Consider the following 18,319-nt stretch of genomic DNA (forward strand, 5'->3'; position numbering starts at 1 on the left):
CGCACCGAACCCCGACGCGCAAGCGTACCCACGGCGGATCAGCCCAGGCGGAAAGCCGACGACCCACCGAACCCCACCACGCAACCGCACCCGGGTTGGCTGGCCCGCGGCGGAAAGCCGACGATCCACGGAACCCTCTTCCGTCAGCTTCTGGCCCCACTGCCTTTTTGCCGCCTTCTCGCCTCCGGGGGCTTCTATCCGGTGTCGACAGTCGATCATGCTCGGTTCCTCGTTCCTCGGAACCTCCGCGTGTTCTCCCTTTCGACACCGGCGCCCCCTTCGGCTCGCCGGCTACACAGGAGTGACCAGCGACGCAAGGCTCGGGTAGCGGCGAACCGTCAGGCGTTGATGGGGCAACCGTCCAGCGTTGATGAGGGAACGGTCTGGCGTCAGTGGGTCTCGGTGATTTTGGCGATGCCGCGGGGGGAGTCGGGGTCTTGGCCGCGGGCCATGGCGATTTCCCAGGCCAGGCGTTGGAGGGGGAGGATTTCGAGGAGGGGCTGGAGGGATTCGGGGACGCCCGTGGGGATGGCGATGCCGCCGGAGGCGGCGCTGACCTGGGGGTCAGGGCCGATGACGACGAGGTCGGCGCCGCGGCCACGCAGCCGGTCCAGCACGGGCTGGAGGGCCTGCCCGCCGCGGCCCTCGGTCACGATCGCGATCACCGGCGAGATGTTGTCGACCATGGCCAGCGGCCCGTGCAACAGGTCAGCCCCGGAGTAGGCGAGCGCGGGGAAGTAGCTGGTCTCCATCAGCTTCAGGGCCGCTTCCTTCGCCGTGGGGTAGCCGTAGCCCCGCGAGGTGATGACCATGCGCTGGGCGAAGCGGTAGCGCCCGGCGAGGTCGCGTACCTCGTCGCCGCGGGCCAGGACGCCCTCGGCGAGCTCCGGGATGGCCTGCGCGGCCCTGGCGCCGTCCTGGCCGCCCAGGGCGGTCACGAAGAGGTAGAGGGCCATCAGCTCGGCCGTATACGTCTTGGTGGCCGGCAGCGCCCGCTCGGGGCCCGCGAGCAGGTCGATGTGGAACTCCGAGACCTCCGCGAGCGGCGACTCGGGGTTGTTGGTGACCGCCAGGGTGATCGCGCCGGCCTCGCGGGCGGCCTGCGAGGTGGTCGTGAGGTCCGGTGAGCCGCCGGACTGGCTGACGGTGACCACCAGGACGTCCGCGAGGTGCGGACGCGCGCCGTACGCGGTGATCGTCGACATCGAGGCGAGGCCGCACGGCAGGCCCAGCTCGACCTCCAGCAGGTACTTCGCGTAGAGGGCCGCGTGGTCGGAGGTGCCGCGGGCGCTGAGCAGGACGAAACGGGGCCGCCGTGCGGCGATGGCGTGGGCGGTGGCGGTGATGTCGCCCACCGCGCGCTCCAGCACCCGCCGCATCGTCTCCGGCTGCTCGGCCATCTCCGCGGCCATGATCGCGCCGGGCCCTTCACCGCCATCCGCCATGTCCGCCCGCCTCCATCCCGCCGGGGACCACTCCAACAGTCGACCACATCCCCCGTCCCCCCGCGCGCGGAGCCGACACACGCATCAGCGCCCGACGGTTCGCCGCCAGCCGAGCCTTGCGTCGCTGGTCACTCCTGTGTAGCCGGCGAGCCGAAGGGGGCGCCGGTGTCGAAAGGGTGGGGGCACCCCCAGGCGGAGCTCTGGGGGAGCGCGGAGGTCGTGAGGAACGAGCGACCGAGCACGATCGACTGTCGACACCGGATAGAAGCCCCCGGAGGCGAGAAGGCGGCAAAAAGGCAGTGGGGCCAGAAGCTGACGGAAGAGGGTTCCGTGGATCGTCGACTTTCCGCCGCCGCCCAGCTAGCCCGGGTGCGGTTGCGTGGTGGGGTTCGGTGGGTCGTCGGCTTTCCGCCTGGGCTGACCCGCCGTGGGTACGCTTGCGTACCGGGGTCCTGTGCATCGTCGACTTCCCGCCGCCGGCCAGCCAACCCGGGTACGGCTACGCGCCGGACTTCCGTGCGTCATCTGCTATCCGCCTGAGCTGACCCGCCGCAGATACGTCCACGCGCCGGGGCCCTGTGCATCGTCGACTTCCCGCCCGAGCCGCCCCGCCGTCGCTACGGCTCCCGCCGGCCCCGTACATCGCCGACCATCCCCCCAGGCCAGCCCCTGTGCCACGCCCACCCCCGGCGCCCCGTACATCCCCGCCCCCCAACCCAGCCGAGCCCCCGCAACCACGCCCACCCCCGGCGCCCCCTCCACCGCCCGCCCCCGCCGGGCCCCCGGCGTCACCCCGACGCACAGCCCCCGCGCATCGCCCCCGCCCCCCCCCAAAAAAAAGCCCCACCCCCCCAAGCCCAACCCCCCCAAGGCTCCCCAAACCCGGCCCGCCCCTGGGGCGGGGTGGGAAGGGCTGGTAGATTGGTCTATACCACACTCCACCTCTCCAGAAACGGCAGGCCAAGCGTGGAAGTTGTCATCGTCCCGGATGCCGCGGCAGGCGGCGAAGTGATCGCGGAGGCCGTGGTCTCGCTGGTCCGCCGGCGGCCCGATGCGTTGTTCGGGGTGGCCACCGGGTCCACGCCGTTGCCGGTGTACAAGGCGCTCGCCGCGAAGGTGCGCGGCGGGGTCGTGGACGTCTCGCGGGTCAGGGTGTGCCAGTTGGACGAGTACGTGGGGCTGCCGGCCGGGCACCCGGAGTCGTACCGGTCGGTCGTGCTGCGGGAGGTCGTGGAGCCGCTGGGGCTGTCCGCGGAGGCGTTCATGGGGCCGGACGGGGCCGCCGAGGACGTGCAGGCGGCGTGCGAGGCGTACGACGCGGCGCTGGCCGCGGCCGGCGGGGTGGACCTGCAGCTGCTGGGGATCGGCACGGACGGGCACATCGGGTTCAACGAGCCGTGCTCCTCGCTGGCGTCCCGGACCCGGATCAAGACGCTCACCGAGCAGACCCGGGTCGACAACGCCCGCTTCTTCGGCGGCGACATCGACCAGGTCCCGCACCACGTCATCACGCAGGGCATCGGCACGATCCTGGAGGCCCGGCACGTGGTGCTGCTGGCCACCGGTGAGGGCAAGGCAGAGGCGGTCGCGCAGAGCGTGGAGGGGCCGGTCGCCGCGGTGGTGCCGGCGTCCGCGCTGCAGTTGCATCCGCACGCCACGGTGGTCGTCGACGAGGCCGCCGCGTCCAAGCTGAAGCTCGCGCCGTACTTCCGTGCGACCTACGCGGCCAAGCCGCCCTGGCAGGGCCTGTGAGGCAGGCTGCCCGCGCCCGTGCCGTCCCCCGGACGGCGCGGGCGCGGACGTGTGCGCGGGGCGGGCGGGAAAGCCCCGCGGGCATGGCGGACGCCGGGTCCGGCCGAGGTCGTCCGGCCGGCCCGGCGTCGTACGGGAGCGCTCCCCCGCGCGGGCACGCGTACGCTCAGCGGGCGCTGACGATGGCCTCCGCGGCGGCCTCGCCGCACACCCGGGCGGCGCCGTGCGTGGCCAGGTGCAGGGCGCCGCGCGGCGCGGCCTGCGGGACGCCCATCTCGACCACGACGGTGTCGGGGCGGGCGGCGACCAGGGCGTCCAGCGCGCCGGCCATCCACGCGTGCCGGTGGACGTCGCGCACGACGGCGACGACGCGCCGCTCCCCCGCCGCCGCGAGCACCCCGGCGGTGAAGGCCGTGAGGTCACCGGCGTCCGCGGCCCGGTAGGTCGCGGTCCTCGTGCCCGGCAGCAGCCGCTCCAGCTCGGCGGCGACGCCCCACGGGGTGTCCTCGCCGACCGCGATGTTGGCCACCGGCGTGAAGGCCGCCACGTACGGCGCGCGGTCCAGCGGTACGAAGCCGGGCGCGCGGGTGACCCGCAGGGCGCGCCGAGCGGCCTCCAGGCCGACCTCGGAGGCGGCCCCGAAGGGACCGAACGCCTCGCCCGCGGGGGCGAGCGCGGCGCCGGGACCCTCGCCGGGCGCGGTCCCCTCCGCCGCGCCCGGCTGCCGCTGCGCCACCGCCCACGCGGCGAGCTCGCGTACCCGGGCGGCGGCGTCGGCGAGCCGTTCGCGCGGCAGGTCGCCGGACTCGACGGCGGTCACGATCGCGTCCCGCAGCGCGACCACGGTCTGCTCGTCGGCGAGGCCGCCGCCCACGCAGATCGCGTCGGCGCCGGCGGCCAGCGCCATGACGGTGCCGCGCTCGATGCCGTACGTCGCGGCGATCGCCTGCATCTCGATGCCGTCGGTGACGATGAGGCCGTCGTAGCCGAGCCCGCCCTGCTCGCGCGGGGCGCGCAGCAGGCCGGTGAGCGCGGCGGGGCTGAGCGTCGCGGGCAGTTCGGGGTCGAGCGCGGGCACCAGGATGTGCGCGCTCATGACGACCTTGGTGCCGGCGGTGAGGGCGGCCCGGAAGGGCACCAGCTCGCGGGCGTGCAGCGTGTCGAGGTCGACGTCGATCCGCGGCAGCGCGTGGTGGGAGTCGGTCGCGGTGTCGCCGTGGCCGGGGAAGTGCTTGACGCACGCGGCCACGCCCGCCGATTGCAGGCCCTCGACGTAGGCGGCGGTGTTGCGGGCGACCAGGTCGGGGTCGGCGCCGAAGGAGCGTACGCCGATGACGGGGTTGTCCGGGTCGGAGTTGACGTCCGCGGACGGCGCCCAGTTGAGGTTGACGCCGCATTCGGCGAGCCGGCGGCCGAGTTCGGCGGCGACGGCGCGGGTGAGCTTGATGTCGTCGACGGCGCCGAGCGCGAGGTTGCCGGGGAAGGACGAACCGCCGCGCGCCTCAAGGCGGGTGACGTCGCCGCCCTCCTCGTCGGCGGCGACCAGCACGTCGGGCCGTACCGCCCGCAACTGCGCGGTGAGCGCGGCGACTTGCGCGGGCGATTCGATGTTGCGGGCGAACAGCGCGACCGCGCCCAGCCCTTCGGCGAGCCGGCGCAGCAGCCACTCGGGAGCGGTGGTGCCGGTGAAGCCGGGTTGCAGGACGGTCAGCGCGTCGGTCACGAGCGCGGGGTCGGCGGGTGCGGGCGTCGTCATCCCTTCACCGCCCCGGCGGTCAGGCCGGCGGCCATCCTGCGCTGGACGAGCAGGAAGAGGATCACCACGGGCACGCCCATCATGGTGGAGCCGGCCATCATCGGCGCGTACTCGGTGCCGTGCTGGGTGGTGAAGGTGCCCAGCCACACGGTGGCGGTCTCGTGCTCCTGGCTCATCACGAGCAGCGCGTAGAGGAATTCGTTCCACGCCTGGATGAAGGCGTAGATGGAGGTGGCGACCAGGCCCGGGGCCAGCAGCGGGAAGACGACCCGGATGAAGGCGCCGGTGCGGCTGCACCCGTCGACCATCGCGGCCTCTTCGAGCTCCTTGGGGATGTTGACGATGAAGCCGCGCAGCGTCCACACGGTGAAGGGCAGCACGAAGGTGAGGTAGGTCAGCACCAGGCCGCTGAGCTTGTCGATCTGGTGGATCTGGTTGAGCAGCAGGAAGACCGGGATGATCATCGCGACGAGCGGCACCATCTGCACGGTCAGGATGCCGACGATGACGACCTTGCGTCCGCGGAAGGCGAACCGGGAGATCGCCAGCGCCGCCAGCAGGCCGATGATCGCGCCGATCACGACGGTGCTGGCGCTGACGATCAGGCTGCGCTCGACCGGGCCCCAGAAGTCGCTGATGTTGAGCGCCCGGCGGAAGTTCTCCAGCGACACCGGCCACGGGAAGAAGTGCGGCTTGGGGTCGATGGCGTCCTTGGCCGGCTTGAACGCGGTGTTGATCATCCAGTAGACCGGGAAGGCGGTCACCACGAAGACCAGCAGGCCGACGACGTTCCAGCCGCGTTTGGCGTTGCGCCGACGGCGCTCGGCGGCGGTGGCCGTGATCACGGCCGGTGCGGCGGTCGGCCGCGAGGTCAGGGCGCTCATTCCACCTCTCCGATCTTGAGCATCTGCCGCATGTACACCGCGACGACGCCGAGCAGCAGCAGGACGGTCAGCAGCGCGATGGCCGAGCCGGTGGCGTAGTCGTTGACGCCGAACGCCTTGTCGTACGAGTAGGTGGTCAGCAGCTGGAACTCCGGCTCGGGGTGGCCGCCGCGCATGAGCCAGACCTGGGCGAAGACGCCCATGTCCCAGATGATGGACAGCGTGGTCATCATGACGACCAGCGGCTTGATGATCGGGAAGGTGACGTAGCGGAAGACGCCGAAGGCGTCGGCGCCGTCGAGCCGGGCGGCCTCCTCCAGCTCCTTGGGGACCTGGGTGAGGCCGGCGCTGAGGGTGATCACGACGAACGGGATCGCGCCCCACACCACCTGGAGCATGATCACCGACAGGCCCTCGGGCCCGGAGGCGAACCAGTTGTGGCCGCTGTAGTCGACGCCGGGGATCTGGCTGAGGGTCCAGTTGACGACGCCGTAGTCGCTGTCGAACATCCACTTGAAGACGGTGACGGCGACGACCACCGGCATCGCCCAGCTGGCCACCAGCGCGATGTTGATCAGGGTGCGCACCCAGCCGGACACCCGCTGCAGGAGCAGCGCGATGAGCATGCCGAGCACCATCGTGAGGATCACCGCGCTCGCGGCGAACAGGATGGTGCGCACCACGACGTCCCAGAACTCCTGGTCCTTCAGGATCGCCTGGTAGTTGTCGAAACCGACCCAGGTGGCCGGCTTGAAGCCCCACAGCTGGGGCTTCTTGTAGTCCTGGAAGGACAGGGTGCCCAGCTTGATCAGCGGGTAGCCCAGCACGAGCACCAGGACCAGCAGGCACGGGGCCAGCAGCAGCCAGGGCGTGAGCGCCCGGCCGAGGCGGACCCGGTTGCCGCGTCTGACGCGGGCTCTCCCCGGGCCGCGCCCGGGGGGTGATGAGTGCCGCCGTGGCGGCGGCACCTTCGTGGTGGTGGTCTCGGCGGCACTCATCACGTGCTCCTCAGCGGTCCCGGTCTACGTTGTGAGGACGGTCAGTTCTTGACGTTGAGGACCTTGTCCATGTCGGCGTCCGCGGCCTTGGCCGCGTCCGCGACGGAGGACTTGCCGGTGGCGATGTTCTGCAGCATGGTCTGCAGGGTCTGCGCCTTTTCCACGCTGCCCCAGCCCGGGGCGGTCGGCACGAACCAGCTGGACTCGGCCGCCTCCGCGGTGACCGCGGAGGCCGGGTCGGCCTTCAGCGTGGCCAGCTGCGTGTTGTTGTTGGGCAGGTTGCCCTTGCTCATCAGGATCTTCTGGCCGGCGCTGTTGGTGAAGTCGTTGATCCACTCCGAGGCCAGGTCCACGTTCTTGGACTTGCTCGGGACCGCGAGGTCCGAGCCGCCGAGGAAGACCGGGATGTTCTTGCCGGACGGGCCGGGCATCACGAAGTTGACCAGGTTGTCCTTGAGCTTGCCGCCGGTCTTGTCGTACTTCGGGTCGGCCGCGGACGGGCCCTCCCAGCCGGGGGCGTAGATGAGCGCGGACTTGCCCTGGCCGTAGACGATGTAGCGGTCGGACTCGTCCTTGGTGAGGTCGCCGTGCATGTACTTGCCGATGGCGTTCTTCCAGGTGGTCAGGCCCTGGATCGCCTGCGGGGACTCCAGGCTGCCCTTCCACTGGCCGCCCTCGTTGGTGGCGATGGCGCCGCCGGCGTCGTAGACGAAGGACATGGCCGCATACCAGTCGCGCGAGGGCTGGTACCAGGCGTTGAACTTCGGGCCCTCCTTGGCCTGGATCTTGTCCAGGTCCGCGGTCAGCTCGGTCCAGTTCTTCGGGGTGGCGGTGATGCCGGCGTCGGCGGCGATGTCCTTGCGCCAGGTGGCGATACGGGCGGCGGCGTAGTAGGGCACGCCGTAGGTCTGGCCGTCGTAGGTGACGGACTGCTTGAGGCCGTCCAGCCAGGCGGAGGAGTTGTCGAACTTCGACGGGTCCAGCTGGGCGAAGGCACCCTCGGCCATGTAGGGCACCATCTCGCTGTTGCCCATCTCGACGACGTCGGGCGCCTTGTCGGTGGCGAGCACGGCGTCCAGCTTGGCATTCTTGTCCGGCCAGGCGTAGTACTCGTGCTTGACCTTCAGGCCCGGGTGCTTGGCGACGATGGCGTCGTCGGCGGCCTTGACCAGCTCGGGCCAGTTGTGCTGCGCGTCCACCGTGAGCCACACGGTGATCGAGGACGCGCTCGCGGCGGGCTTGCTGCCGCCGTCGGCCTTCTTGTCGTCGTCCTTCTTGTCGGATCCACACGCCGCAATGCCGACGATCATGGTCGCGACGCCGATCGCCGCGATGAGCTTGCGCTTCACGCCACCCTCCTCAGGATGCCCGAAACTCCCCCCACCGCCCGACATGCCGGACTCCGCGTGGCACGCGAAGGCCCATACCTGCTCGTGGGACTGGGATTTGGCCGTTAATGGTTTAGACCAGTACCGGGAGCTTGGCCTAGACCTTTAGGGGTGTCAAGGGTGTATAAGAACACCCGTCGGGTCTGTTATCGGACCGACACCTGAAGGGGACCTGACCCCGCCGCCTGCCTCCCGACGGGCCCCGCGTGCCACCATGTGAGCCGCGATCAACGCCAGGAGCCGGCGTTCGGCAGCACGAGCGCAGTCGGGAGTAGACGACATGGAGAGCGACGCGGTCACCAGCGCGGAGACCACGACGGGCGGGACCGCCGGCCGGACCGCACGGGTGCCCAAGTACTACCGGCTCAAGCGCCATCTGCTGGACATCACGCAGACCATGCCGCCGGGCACCCCGGTGCCGCCCGAGCGCACCCTGGCCACCGAGTTCGACACCTCGCGCACCACCGTCCGGCAGGCGCTCCAGGAACTCGTCGTCGAGGGGCGGCTGGAGCGCATCCAGGGCAAGGGCACCTTCGTGGCCAAGCCCAAGGTGTCGCAGGCGCTGCAACTGACCTCCTACACCGAGGACATGCGCGCTCAAGGGCTGGAACCCACGTCCCAGCTGCTGGACATCGGCTACATCACCGCCGACGACCGGCTCGCCGGGCTGCTGGACATGAAGGCCGGCGGCCGGGTGCTGCGCATCGAGCGGCTGCGGCTGGCCAACTCCGAGCCGATGGCGATCGAGACCACCCACCTTTCGGCCAAGCGCTTCCCGGCGCTGCGCCGGAGCCTGGCCAAGTACACCTCGCTGTATACCGCGTTGGCCGAGGTGTACGACGTCCGGCTCGCGGAGGCCGAGGAGACCATCGAGACCTCGCTCGCCACCCCGCGCGAGGCCGGGCTGCTGGGCACGGACGTCGGCCTGCCGATGCTGATGCTCTCCCGGCACTCCATCGACACCACCGGCGAGCCGGTGGAGTGGGTGCGCTCGGTCTACCGCGGCGACCGCTACAAGTTCGTCGCCCGGCTGAGCCGCCCCACCGACTGAACCGGGGCATTTACGTCACCCGGGCGGCTGACCTGGGAACGGATCCGTGCACGGGTAGTGACGGGCGCCGCTAGCCTCCCCTACATTTCCTGGCCATTACACGTGCCGCTCTAGGGGACGGGAGCACCGCCCATGCCACCAGCACCACCGGACCCGCGTCCACCGGTCGTCACAGCCGCCAGGGTGACCGCCGCGCTGTGCCTGCTCGCGCCGTTCGTCGCCCTGCTCTGGGTGGACTCCTACGCGCGGCTGACCCCGCGCTTCATCGGGATCCCGTTCTTCTACTGGTACCAGATGGCGTGGGTGCCGGTGGCCGCCGCGCTGACGTACACCGCGTACGTGCTCGTACGGCGCGAGGAGCGCGCCCGCAAGGGGGGTGACGACGCGTGAAGAACGACGTGAACGGGGTGACGCTGGCCGTCTTCCTGTTCTTCTTCCTGGCCGTCACCGTGCTCGGCTTCGTCGCCGCCCGCTGGCGGCGCGCCGCCGACCCGCTGCACCTGGACGAATGGGGCCTGGGCGGGCGCAGCTTCGGCACCTGGGTGACGTGGTTCCTGCTCGGCGGGGACCTCTACACCGCCTACACCTTCGTCGCCGTGCCCGCGGCGATCTACGCGGCCGGCGCGTCCGGCTTCTTCGCGGTGCCGTACACGATCATCACCTACCCGATGGTCTTCCTGTTCCTGCCCCGGCTGTGGTCGGTCTCGCACCGGCACGGCTACGTCACCTCCTCGGACTTCATCCGCGGGCGGTTCGGCTCCAAGAGCCTGTCGGTGGCCGTCGCGATCACCGGGATCATCGCCACGATGCCCTACATCGCGCTGCAACTCGTCGGCATCCAGGCCGTGCTGGACGTGATGGGCATCGGCGGCGGCGACTCGTCGAACTGGTTCGTCAAGGACCTGCCGCTGCTCATCGCGTTCGGCGTGCTCGCCGCGTACACCTACTCCTCGGGGCTGCGGGCGCCGGCGCTGATCGCCTTCGTCAAGGACGCGCTGATCTACATCGTCATCGCGGTGGCCATCGTCTACATCCCGTACAAGCTGGGCGGGTTCGACGACATCTTCGCCAAGGCCGGCGACGCCTTCGCGAAGAAGAACCCGGCGACCGGGGCGCCGCGCGGCGCTCTGGTGACCGGGCCGCAGGCCCAATGGGCCTACGCCACCCTGGCGATGGGCTCGGCGATGGCGCTCTTCCTCTACCCGCACTCGGTCACCGCGGTGCTGTCGGGCAGGAGCCGGGACACGATCCGCCGCAACACCACGATCCTGCCGCTGTATTCGCTCATGCTGGGGCTGCTGGCGATGCTGGGCTTCATGGCCATCGCCGACGGCGTCGGCAGCGGCGTGACGGGCTACAACGGCCAACTGGCCATCCCGCAGCTGTTCGAGAACATGTTCCCGTCGTGGTTCGCCGGGGTCGCCTTCGCCGCGATCGGCATCGGGGCGCTGGTGCCCGCGGCCATCATGTCCATCGCGGCGGCCAACCTCTTCACCCGCAACATCTACAAGGACCTCATCAAGCCGGACGCCACGCCCGCGCAGGAGACCGCGGTCTCCAAGGCGGTGTCGCTGGTGGTGAAGGTCGGCGCGCTGGTCTTTGTCCTCACGATGGACAAGACCGTGGCGATCAACTTCCAGCTGCTGGGCGGCATCTGGATCCTGCAGACCGTCCCGGCCATCGTCGGCGGGCTGTTCACCCGCTGGTTCCACCGCTGGGCGCTGCTGGCCGGCTGGGCGGCCGGCATGTTCTACGGCACGTGGAAGGCGTACGAGCAGTCCAGCCCGGCCCAGTCGCACTTCGGCGGCAACGCGGACATGATCCCGTGGATCGGCGAGAAGGGCTACATCGGCCTGACCGCGTTCGTGCTCAACGTCGCCGTCACCGTCGTGCTCACCGTCGTCCTGCGGGCCCTCAAGGCGCCCGCGGGCGACGACGAGACCCGGCCGGACGACTACACCGCCGAGGCCGCCACCCCGGCGCTCCCGGGCCCGGCGGTGCCGCCGGACACCGCGGTCAGCCCGGGGCTGCCGGAACCGGCGTAGCGGCTCCCGGGTGCCGGGGCGGCGGCGCGTTCCGCCGCCCCGGCACCCCGGGGGCCGTCAGTCAGTCGCCGTCGCGCAGCCGGGCGGCCAGGGCGGTCAGCGGCTCGGCCTCGCCGGTGCGGCCCAGCGCGGTCAGCCGGGCCACCGCCGGGTCCAGGCGGGCCAGGGCGGGGGCCCGGCGCTCCAGGTAGATGCCCTCGACGGCGCCCGCGAGGCGTACGCACTCGGCCCACTCGCCCACGGTGTCCCGGTCCCCGTCCGCGACCGGCTCCCCGAGCAGGGCGAGGGCCTGCTCCAGTGCCGCGAGCGACTCCTCGTACGCGCCCGCGTAGGCGTGGACGCGGCCCTGCTCGTAGGCCAGCGCCGTGTCCAGGGAGCGGCCGTGGGCCTCGTAGCCGGCCTCGCGGGCCTCGTCGGCGACCCGGGCGGCGTCGGTGAGGAAGCCGCGGGCGGCCTCCAGACCGTCCGGGCCCTGCTGCTGGGCCTGGAGGCGGGCCAGTTCGCGCAGGCAGTTGCTGAGCTGCTCGTGGCGCGGCGCCTTGGCGTGCGCGTCGAGGGCCTGGTCGGCGGCCTCGCGGGCGCGGCCGAACTCACCGGACTCGGCGAGCAGTACGGCCGTCTCGGCGGCGATCATGGCGTGGCTGCCCGGGTCGTCGTCCCATTCGGCCGACTCGGCGGCCAGCGCCGCGAGTTCGGCGGTGGCGGCCTTCAGGTCGCCGCCGGCGTGCAGCGCGCGGGCCCGGGTCAGCCGCAGCTGCGCGACCAGCCGGTCGTTCAACTCCCCCGCGGCGACGTCGGGTTCGACCAGCAGCGAGTCGAGCAGCGCGATGGTGTCCTCGACCCGCCCGAGGTCGAGGCTGAGCTGGGCGGCGTTGCAGTACGTGCCGAAGGCGTCGGTCCGGTCGCCGGTGCGCATCTCCTGCTCCGCCGCGCGCGTCAGGTGCCGCAGCGCCTCCTCGGGGCGGCCGAGCCGCAGCGCGGTCTCGCCCAGGTCGCTGCGCAGCCGGGCGGTGGAGATGACGTGGGCGGGCCAGTCGGCGGCAAGCCGCAGCGCCTCGGTGAGGTCGTCGTACGCGGCCTGCGCGTCGCCCAGGCCGATGTGGATACGGGCGCGCAGGCCCAGGGTGCGGGGCAGGTGCCAGGCGGGGCCGTGCTCGGCGAGGTGGCCGACGAGGGCGTCGGCCCCGGTGCGGGCGGCGGGCAGGTCGCCGCGGACGGCGTGGGTGCCGGCCCGCAGCAGCCGGGCGCCGGAGACCTGCACGGGGATGTCGTGCCGGAGGGCGAACTCCTCCAGCAGGTCGGTCTCGGCGAAGACCGGCGCGAGGTGCTCCTCGTCGCCCGACGCCTGGAACCGCAGCGCCAGGGCCGTCGCGCGCAGCCGCAGCACCCGCGCCTCCTGCCGCGGGTCGAGGCCCGCGGCCTCCTCGTGCTGCCGGACCAGCGCGGTGTGGGCGGCGCCCAGCGCAGCGGCCTTCGCCTCGCCGGTGTCGTCGCCCTCGACCGGCAACTCGGCCTCGGCGAGCGTCACATACGCCCGGCAGACCGCCGCGTGGCCGGGCAGTCCGGCCTCCTCGTACAGGGCGGCGGCCTCGGCGTGGCCCGCTGCGGCGGCGGCGAAGTCGTCCTTGTCGCCCGCCTGGTCGGCCGCGTCGGCGAGCAGGTCGGCGCGCAGCCGGGCGAGCGGGCCGACGGCCGGGTCGGCCGGGTGGGCGTAGCCGGGGTCGGCGGCCAGCGTACGCAGCCGCGCCCAGCAGCCCTGCGCGTCCGGGTGGCCCTGGTCCTCCAACTCACGGGCCCGCAGGATCAGTTCGGGCAGCGCCTCGGGGAGGGCGGCCTCACGGGCGGCGGCGGGCGCGGCGGCCGGGGCGGGGGCGGCGGGGGCCGCGACGTCGTCCAGCGCACGGGTGCGCAGGGTCAGTTCGAGCGCGTCCAGCAGCGGTGCGCGCTCCAGCCGGGCCCGGCGGCGCTGCTCGTGGGTGTCGGTGCCGTTGCGGGCGTCGAAGCGGGCGGCGAGGTCGTCGGCGCGGGAGGCCACCTCGGCGCGCAGGCCCGCCACCGTCCAGGCACGCCCGGCGTATCCGGCGGCGGGCAGCCCGCCGTGGCCGAGCCCTTCGACGCGGCGCAGCAGCACCTCGACGCCGGTCAGGAAGTCCAGCTGCTCCAGCGGCGAGTCGACCTCGTCGAACAGCACCCGGTTCTCGGCGAGCAGTTCCAGGCCGCGTGCCTCGTTGCCGGTCAGCGCGCAGAACTCCAGGTGCCGGCCGGCCTCGCCGGCCATCGAGGGGTTGCGGCGGCAGGCCCGGTAGCCGAACAGGTGCAGTTCGCGGGCCTGTTCGGCGCGGCCGGTGCGCAGCAGCGGCAGCAGCGCGTACGACACGGAGCGGGCCGGCTCCTCCTGGCAGGACTCCTTGCCCTCCAGCACCGGCTCCCACAGGTCCAGCGCCCGCTCGTCGTCGCCGGCCGTCAGGTGGTACAGGGCGCGCTCGCAGATCTCGCACGCCTCGCAGTCGCTGAGCCGGGTGCGGGTGCGGGCGGCCCACAGGTCGTACGCGGCGGCGCTGTCCCGGCCGATGTGCGCGGCCAGGACGTACGCCTGCCCGTAGTACGGCTGGAGGCCCAGGTCCGCCTTCTCGTAGCGGTCGCGCATCTCCTTCAGCCACTGGCGCAGCGAGTCCAGCGGGATCTCGGGGAGCTGGACCAGCGCGTTGGCGACCCACTTGAAGCGCCAGAACAGCTGGTGGCGCATCCGCTCGTCGAAGACGTCGGGCTGCTCGTCGAAGAGGGTGAGCACCCGGGCGAAGACGACCGGGGACTTGCGCGGCTCCGAGCCGTACGTATACGCCTTCTGCAGTTCGAACAGGGCGTGCACGAGCGGCGCGGGCTCGGCGAACTGCTCGGCGGTCTCCAGGAGTTCCTCGGCGCGGACGGTGCGGGCCCGGCCGAAGGGGCGCTCGGCGTTCTCGTCCAGCGCCTGGTACAGCTCGTCGGTGGTCTGGGGTGCGGCGATCGGCATCGTCAGCTGTCCTTGCGGAGGGCGTGGGCGAGGAGGTCGAGGAAGGAGCGGTTGATCAGGCTCGACTCGGCGGGCCGCAGCGGGCGCCGGGACAGCAGCACGGCCTGCCCGTAGAGCGCTTCGGCGCTGGTGCGGGCGAGCTCGGGCTCGGTGATCGCGACCGCGGTGCGGACCAGCGGGTTGAGCTGGTTGAGGATCAGCTGCGCCTTGGGCGCCTCCTGGCGCAGCGCGCCGAGGATGTCGCCCCACAGCCCGCCGTCCTGCTCGCGGGCGAGCCGGGAGCGGGTGCGCTCGTGCCGGGCCTCGCGGCTGTCGACGAGCAGGGCGGGCGCGGAGGCGGGCTGGAAGGTGCGCAGGGCCACGTCCACGTCGAAGACGGCGAGGGTGTCGCGGGCCTGGGCCAGGTAGGCCGCGGCGGCCAGCTCCGTCTCCCGGTCGACCGGGTCGAGGTGGGCGGTCAGCGTCGCCGGGTCGAGGCCGGCGACGGCGGCCTCGGGCCTGATCTCGGGCAGCCGGTGGACCAGTTCGCGGTCGTAGGTGTAGCCGCCGTTGACGACGCCGAGGCCGGCCGCCGAGGCGATCGCGGCGACCTGCCGGAACTCCTCGACGCTGGAGGTCACCAGGACGGTGCGGTGGGTGCGGGCGAACTCGTCCAGCGTGACGTGCCCGTCGGTGGTCTCGAACGGCAGCCAGGGCAGCAGCATCCGCAGGATCTCGTCGTCGTGCACGGCGAGCGACTTGACGGCCAGGTGGTGGGCCTGGAGGAAGCGGCCGAGCAGGTCGGGGTCGCTCGCGGCGGCCCGGGCGATCCAGGCGCGCAGCCGCTCGGCGAGCGCGTCGCGGACGGCGGCGAGGGTGTCGTCCTCGTACAGCGACTCGCGCGAGGCCGTCGGGCGCAGGCTCTCGGCGTCCACGACGCAGCGGACGAAGAAGGCCCAGTCGGGCAGGATCTCCTCGGCCTGCTCCGACAGCAGCATGCCCTTGACGTGCACCCGGTGGCCGTTGCGGCGCCCGGCGGGCACCGTCTCGGGCAGCACGCACGCGATGCCCTTCAGGCCCACCGCGGGCAGGTCCAGCTCGATGGTGTCCAGCGGGGTGAAGCCGAAGACGTCCTCGGCGTATCCGGCGAGCGCCCGGGCCCGCGCGCCGGGCGTGGGGTGACCGACCGCCCAGGGCGCGGGCTCGGGGTTGACGGAGGCGGCCGGGCCGCCGGCGCCGTCGTCGAAGGTCACCGGGTGGCGCAGCAGCGAGCCGAAGTGCCGGGCGAGCGCGTGCACACGGCCCGGCCGGGTCCACTCGGCGGCGTCCGCGCGCGGGGTGAGCGTGACGGTGGTGCCGGGGCGGGGGCGGGCGGCGGCGGGCAGCGTCCGCACGGTGTAGCTGCCGTCGCCGCGGCCACGCCACTCGACGGCGGGCGCGTCCGGGGTGCGGGCGGAGCGGCTGAGCACGTGGATCTCGTCGGCGACCAGGAAGCAGGACAGCAGGCCGATGCCGAACTGGCCGATGAAGTCGCCGCGTTGCTCGGCGATCTTGTCGGCGCGCTTGCTGCTGCGGCCGATGGTGGCCAGGAAGGTGTGGACGTCGGCCTCGGTGAGGCCGACCCCGTCGTCCTCGACCCGGACGACGGAGCCGTCGGCATACAGCCGGATGCCGAACTCGCCTGCTGCGGCGGCCGGTTGCAGGGTGCGGCGGGCGGTGAGCGCGTCCACCGCGTTCTGCAGCAGCTCGCGCAGGTAGACCCGGGGGCTGGAGTAGAGGTGGTGGGAGAGCAGGTCGACCAGGCCGCGCAGGTCCACCTGGAAGGTGCGGTCGGCGGCGTCGGCGGGCGGGGTCGCGGGGATGTCGGGCAGGGTCATGGGGCAGTCCGGTGGTGGGAGTTACGGCGCCGGGAGGTCCGGCAGCGGAGGCGGCGGGACGTACGGCGGCCCGGTGGGCGGTGCGGGCGGCGGGCGGTGCGGCCGGCGGGCGGGCCGGCGGCGCGCTCAGGCGCGGGCCAGGAAGCGGGCGAACTGCTTGTGCGGCTCGGCGAAATACCCCCAGGGCCGGTCGGTCATGGCGCCGTCCAGCTCCTTGAAGACCCGGCGGGCCGTGGCGAGTTCACCGGCCAGCGACAGGGCCATGGCGAACAGGTTGAAGTCGTACTGCCAGCCCGGCCGGCGCTCGTAGTCGGGGTGCAGTACGCCGCGCTCGGCGGCCTCCCGCAACTCCTTGCGCACGGCAGGCCGTTCCAGGGTGTCGGGGACCTCGGACTCGACCCATTCCTCGACGTACGCGAAGGCGATCAGGCCGTGCAGGCGGTGGCCGTCCGGCACCCGGTCGCCGGCGACGGCGGCCTGGGCGAAGGCCAGCGCCTCGCCCGGTTCGCCGCTCCAGCGCGGCTGGAGCTGGGAGACCCACTCGATGTTGCTCGGCAGGTCCAGCGGGTCGCGGCGCAAGGCGGCGTCCCTGCGGGCCTCGCCCACCGCCCGGCCCAGCGACATGCCGCGGCAGGAGGTCAGCAGGTGGCGCCAGGGCGCGATCCACGCCGGGCGCAGTTCCGCGGCCCGCAGCAGGTGTTCGTCGGCGACGGTCAGCCGCTCGCCGAAGACCTTCCACTGCTCGCGGGTGACGTGCTTCGCCCGCGCGGAGGTGCGGGCCTCCCAGCCCCAGATCACGTGCCGCGCGCCGGAGATGAGCAGGGCGGTGGCCCGGTGCTCCTCGTCCTCCTGGACGGCCCGGCCGATCCAGTCCTGCACGCCGTCGACGTCGGCCAGCTCGCCCAGCACCCGGTGGTCGCGCCCGCCGAGGTCGAAGGGCGCCGAGGCCGCCTTGACCGCCTCCCAGTCGCCGGCCCGGGCCGCCTCCACCAGTGCGAGCACCCGCGTGTCGCCGAGCGCGCGCAGCTCGTACATCCCGTTCTTCTGCCTGCGCGGCGCGGGCAGGGCGTACGGATCCGCCTGCCCACTCCCCGCCCCTCTGCCGAACAGCCTGCCGAGCATGACGCGCCCCTCCCCTGGTCCTGCGTGAACGTCCGGTGCAGGATAAGCGGTGCCACCGACACCGCTGCCACAGGGTTTACGCGGGCCAGGGGGCCGCGGGGGGAGGACGCCGGGGGGCGGCGGCCGGCGGGGCGTCAGCGGCCGGCGGCGACCCGCTCCCGGGGCGGGGCGCACACCACCCGGCGCTCCACGCGGGGTTCGAGCAGGGCGCTGCGCAGCCGGCGGGCGGTCAGATAGCCGTAGCTGGAGACCAGGAACGGCACCAGGTAGTTGACGCCCACCCGGATCCAGGTGCCGGCGGTGGTGTGGCCGGAGGCGATGACCGCGGCCTGGTTGACGCTGCTGAGGACCGTGCCGACGACCGCCGCGACCGGCAGCGCGACCCGGGCGGTGCGGCCGTGCAGCAGCATGCACAGCGCCGTGCCCCAGTGCCGCCAGCCCTCGTCCCGACTGCGTTCAGGCGTTGCGCTCACGTCCCGTACTCCCCTTCCGTCTCGCGTTCCCTCTCGCGTTCTGTGCGGTGTTCTGTCTGCCTTCTGTCGGCGTTCCGTTCGGTGTTCCGTTTCGGTGTTCCGTCGCGTCCCGCGTGCCCCCGGCACGTGTACCGACCACGATCCCGCGCCCGCGCGCCGAGCCGCGCCTCCCGGATTGCCCCGGGACCCCAAGGGGCGCCTGGGCCGTGTCGTATACAGCACCGAGAGCGACACGGCGACACAACATGTGGGTGCGACTACATGAGCCGGCACAAGATGTATGCTCACTCCGCTGCCCGCAGGGGAAGCCGGTGCGAATCCGGCGCTGCCCCGCAACGGTGAGCTGCCGGGTGCCCGTGTGCCCGGCGGCGGAGCCCGATCGCCTGCCGGCAGGGGTACGCACGCGCGCCGCGCGCGGCGTCCCGCTTGTGTCCGGGCCTCGTGGAGTGGGCCTTGCGGACGCGGTCCGGCATGCCCTCGCCGAGGGGCGTCCGCGGGGCCCCTCCGTCCCTCCCCGCGTGGCCGCCGCCGCGCAT

At 72.9% G+C, this 18,319-nt stretch carries 13 protein-coding genes and 1 riboswitch; of the genes, 4 read left to right on the forward strand and 9 right to left on the reverse strand.

Annotation, left to right across the window (positions count from 1 at the left end; all coding sequences use genetic code 11):
• Positions 1-389 precede the first annotated feature (389 nt).
• Positions 390-1,445 carry an SIS domain-containing protein gene (locus HCN08_RS02920; RefSeq protein WP_240969736.1) on the reverse strand — a complete coding sequence of 352 codons (1,056 nt, stop codon included), beginning with the start codon at positions 1,443-1,445 and terminating at the stop codon, positions 390-392.
• A 966-nt stretch (positions 1,446-2,411) separates the two neighbouring features.
• Between HCN08_RS02920 and nagB the strand changes: the two genes are divergently transcribed.
• Positions 2,412-3,197, forward strand: coding sequence for a glucosamine-6-phosphate deaminase (gene nagB / locus HCN08_RS02925; RefSeq protein WP_167981262.1), 786 nt, complete (start codon positions 2,412-2,414; stop codon positions 3,195-3,197).
• Between the two features lie 166 nt (positions 3,198-3,363).
• Here nagB and HCN08_RS02930 read toward each other — a convergent pair whose 3' ends face one another.
• From HCN08_RS02930 to HCN08_RS02945, 4 genes are read right to left on the reverse strand one after another with little or no spacing between them, the layout of a single operon-like run.
• On the reverse strand, positions 3,364-4,953 hold the full coding sequence (locus tag HCN08_RS02930; protein ID WP_167981263.1) for a glycoside hydrolase family 3 protein: 1,590 nt from the start codon (positions 4,951-4,953) through the stop codon (positions 3,364-3,366).
• The gene (locus HCN08_RS02935) at positions 4,950-5,837 is read right to left on the reverse strand and encodes a carbohydrate ABC transporter permease (protein ID WP_167981264.1); all 888 of its coding nucleotides are present in this window, start codon (positions 5,835-5,837) and stop codon (positions 4,950-4,952) included. Before HCN08_RS02935 ends, HCN08_RS02930 begins: the two co-directional genes overlap by 4 nt.
• Complete coding sequence (locus tag HCN08_RS02940) at positions 5,834-6,835, reverse strand: carbohydrate ABC transporter permease (RefSeq protein WP_167981265.1); 1,002 nt, start codon at positions 6,833-6,835, stop codon at positions 5,834-5,836. The genes HCN08_RS02935 and HCN08_RS02940 overlap by 4 nt, the downstream gene beginning before the upstream one ends.
• Positions 6,836-6,876: 41 nt before the next feature.
• On the reverse strand, positions 6,877-8,184 hold the full coding sequence (locus tag HCN08_RS02945; protein ID WP_167981266.1) for an extracellular solute-binding protein: 1,308 nt from the start codon (positions 8,182-8,184) through the stop codon (positions 6,877-6,879).
• 319 nt (positions 8,185-8,503) lie between these two features.
• Here HCN08_RS02945 and HCN08_RS02950 point away from each other — a divergent pair, with 319 nt between their 5' ends.
• The 3 genes from HCN08_RS02950 to mctP all read left to right on the forward strand — a co-directional run bounded on the left by HCN08_RS02950 (position 8,504) and on the right by mctP (position 11,319).
• Positions 8,504-9,274 (forward strand): GntR family transcriptional regulator, encoded by a 771-nt coding sequence (locus HCN08_RS02950; RefSeq protein ID WP_031520277.1) that lies wholly within the window; start codon positions 8,504-8,506, stop codon positions 9,272-9,274.
• A 132-nt stretch (positions 9,275-9,406) separates the two neighbouring features.
• On the forward strand, positions 9,407-9,664 hold the full coding sequence (locus HCN08_RS02955) for a DUF3311 domain-containing protein (RefSeq protein WP_167981267.1): 258 nt from the start codon (positions 9,407-9,409) through the stop codon (positions 9,662-9,664).
• Positions 9,661-11,319, forward strand: coding sequence for a monocarboxylate uptake permease MctP (gene mctP, locus HCN08_RS02960; RefSeq protein ID WP_167981268.1), 1,659 nt, complete (start codon positions 9,661-9,663; stop codon positions 11,317-11,319). The genes HCN08_RS02955 and mctP overlap by 4 nt, the downstream gene beginning before the upstream one ends.
• 61 nt (positions 11,320-11,380) lie before the next feature.
• Here the strand turns inward: mctP and HCN08_RS02965 are convergent, their stop codons facing one another.
• From HCN08_RS02965 to nrtS, 4 genes are all read right to left on the reverse strand, one after another.
• Positions 11,381-14,332, reverse strand: coding sequence for a tetratricopeptide repeat protein (locus HCN08_RS02965; protein WP_167981269.1), 2,952 nt, complete (start codon positions 14,330-14,332; stop codon positions 11,381-11,383).
• A gap of 2 nt (positions 14,333-14,334) precedes the next feature.
• Positions 14,335-16,188, reverse strand: coding sequence for an HSP90 family protein (locus tag HCN08_RS02970; RefSeq protein ID WP_167981270.1), 1,854 nt, complete (start codon positions 16,186-16,188; stop codon positions 14,335-14,337).
• Between the two features lie 126 nt (positions 16,189-16,314).
• Entirely contained in the window at positions 16,315-17,310 is a 996-nt protein-coding gene (locus HCN08_RS02975; protein ID WP_167981271.1) for a hypothetical protein, read from the reverse strand.
• Between the two features lie 134 nt (positions 17,311-17,444).
• The gene (nrtS, locus tag HCN08_RS02980; RefSeq protein ID WP_206318304.1) at positions 17,445-17,783 is read right to left on the reverse strand and encodes a nitrate/nitrite transporter NrtS; all 339 of its coding nucleotides are present in this window, start codon (positions 17,781-17,783) and stop codon (positions 17,445-17,447) included.
• 273 nt (positions 17,784-18,056) lie between these two features.
• A riboswitch (cobalamin riboswitch) is annotated at positions 18,057-18,167 on the forward strand.
• Positions 18,168-18,319 lie beyond the last annotated feature (152 nt).

It is taken from the genome of Actinacidiphila epipremni (genome assembly GCF_012034175.1).
Lineage (GTDB): Bacteria > Actinomycetota > Actinomycetes > Streptomycetales > Streptomycetaceae > Actinacidiphila > Actinacidiphila epipremni.

What these genes read in the sequence shown, in the direction of transcription:
- HCN08_RS02975 (WP_167981271.1), bottom strand. Translation starts at nt 17,310, where the DNA reads ATGCTCGGCAGGCTGTTCGGCAGAGGGGCGGGGAGTGGGCAGGCGGAT.
- HCN08_RS02950 (WP_031520277.1), top strand. Translation starts at nt 8,504, where the DNA reads ATGGAGAGCGACGCGGTCACCAGCGCGGAGACCACGACGGGCGGGACC.
- HCN08_RS02940 (WP_167981265.1), bottom strand. Translation starts at nt 6,835, where the DNA reads ATGAGTGCCGCCGAGACCACCACCACGAAGGTGCCGCCGCCACGGCGG.
- HCN08_RS02970 (WP_167981270.1), bottom strand. Translation starts at nt 16,188, where the DNA reads ATGACCCTGCCCGACATCCCCGCGACCCCGCCCGCCGACGCCGCCGAC.
- HCN08_RS02955 (WP_167981267.1), top strand. Translation starts at nt 9,407, where the DNA reads ATGCCACCAGCACCACCGGACCCGCGTCCACCGGTCGTCACAGCCGCC.
- HCN08_RS02930 (WP_167981263.1), bottom strand. Translation starts at nt 4,953, where the DNA reads ATGACGACGCCCGCACCCGCCGACCCCGCGCTCGTGACCGACGCGCTG.
- HCN08_RS02920 (WP_240969736.1), bottom strand. Translation starts at nt 1,445, where the DNA reads ATGGCGGATGGCGGTGAAGGGCCCGGCGCGATCATGGCCGCGGAGATG.
- HCN08_RS02965 (WP_167981269.1), bottom strand. Translation starts at nt 14,332, where the DNA reads ATGCCGATCGCCGCACCCCAGACCACCGACGAGCTGTACCAGGCGCTG.
- HCN08_RS02935 (WP_167981264.1), bottom strand. Translation starts at nt 5,837, where the DNA reads ATGAGCGCCCTGACCTCGCGGCCGACCGCCGCACCGGCCGTGATCACG.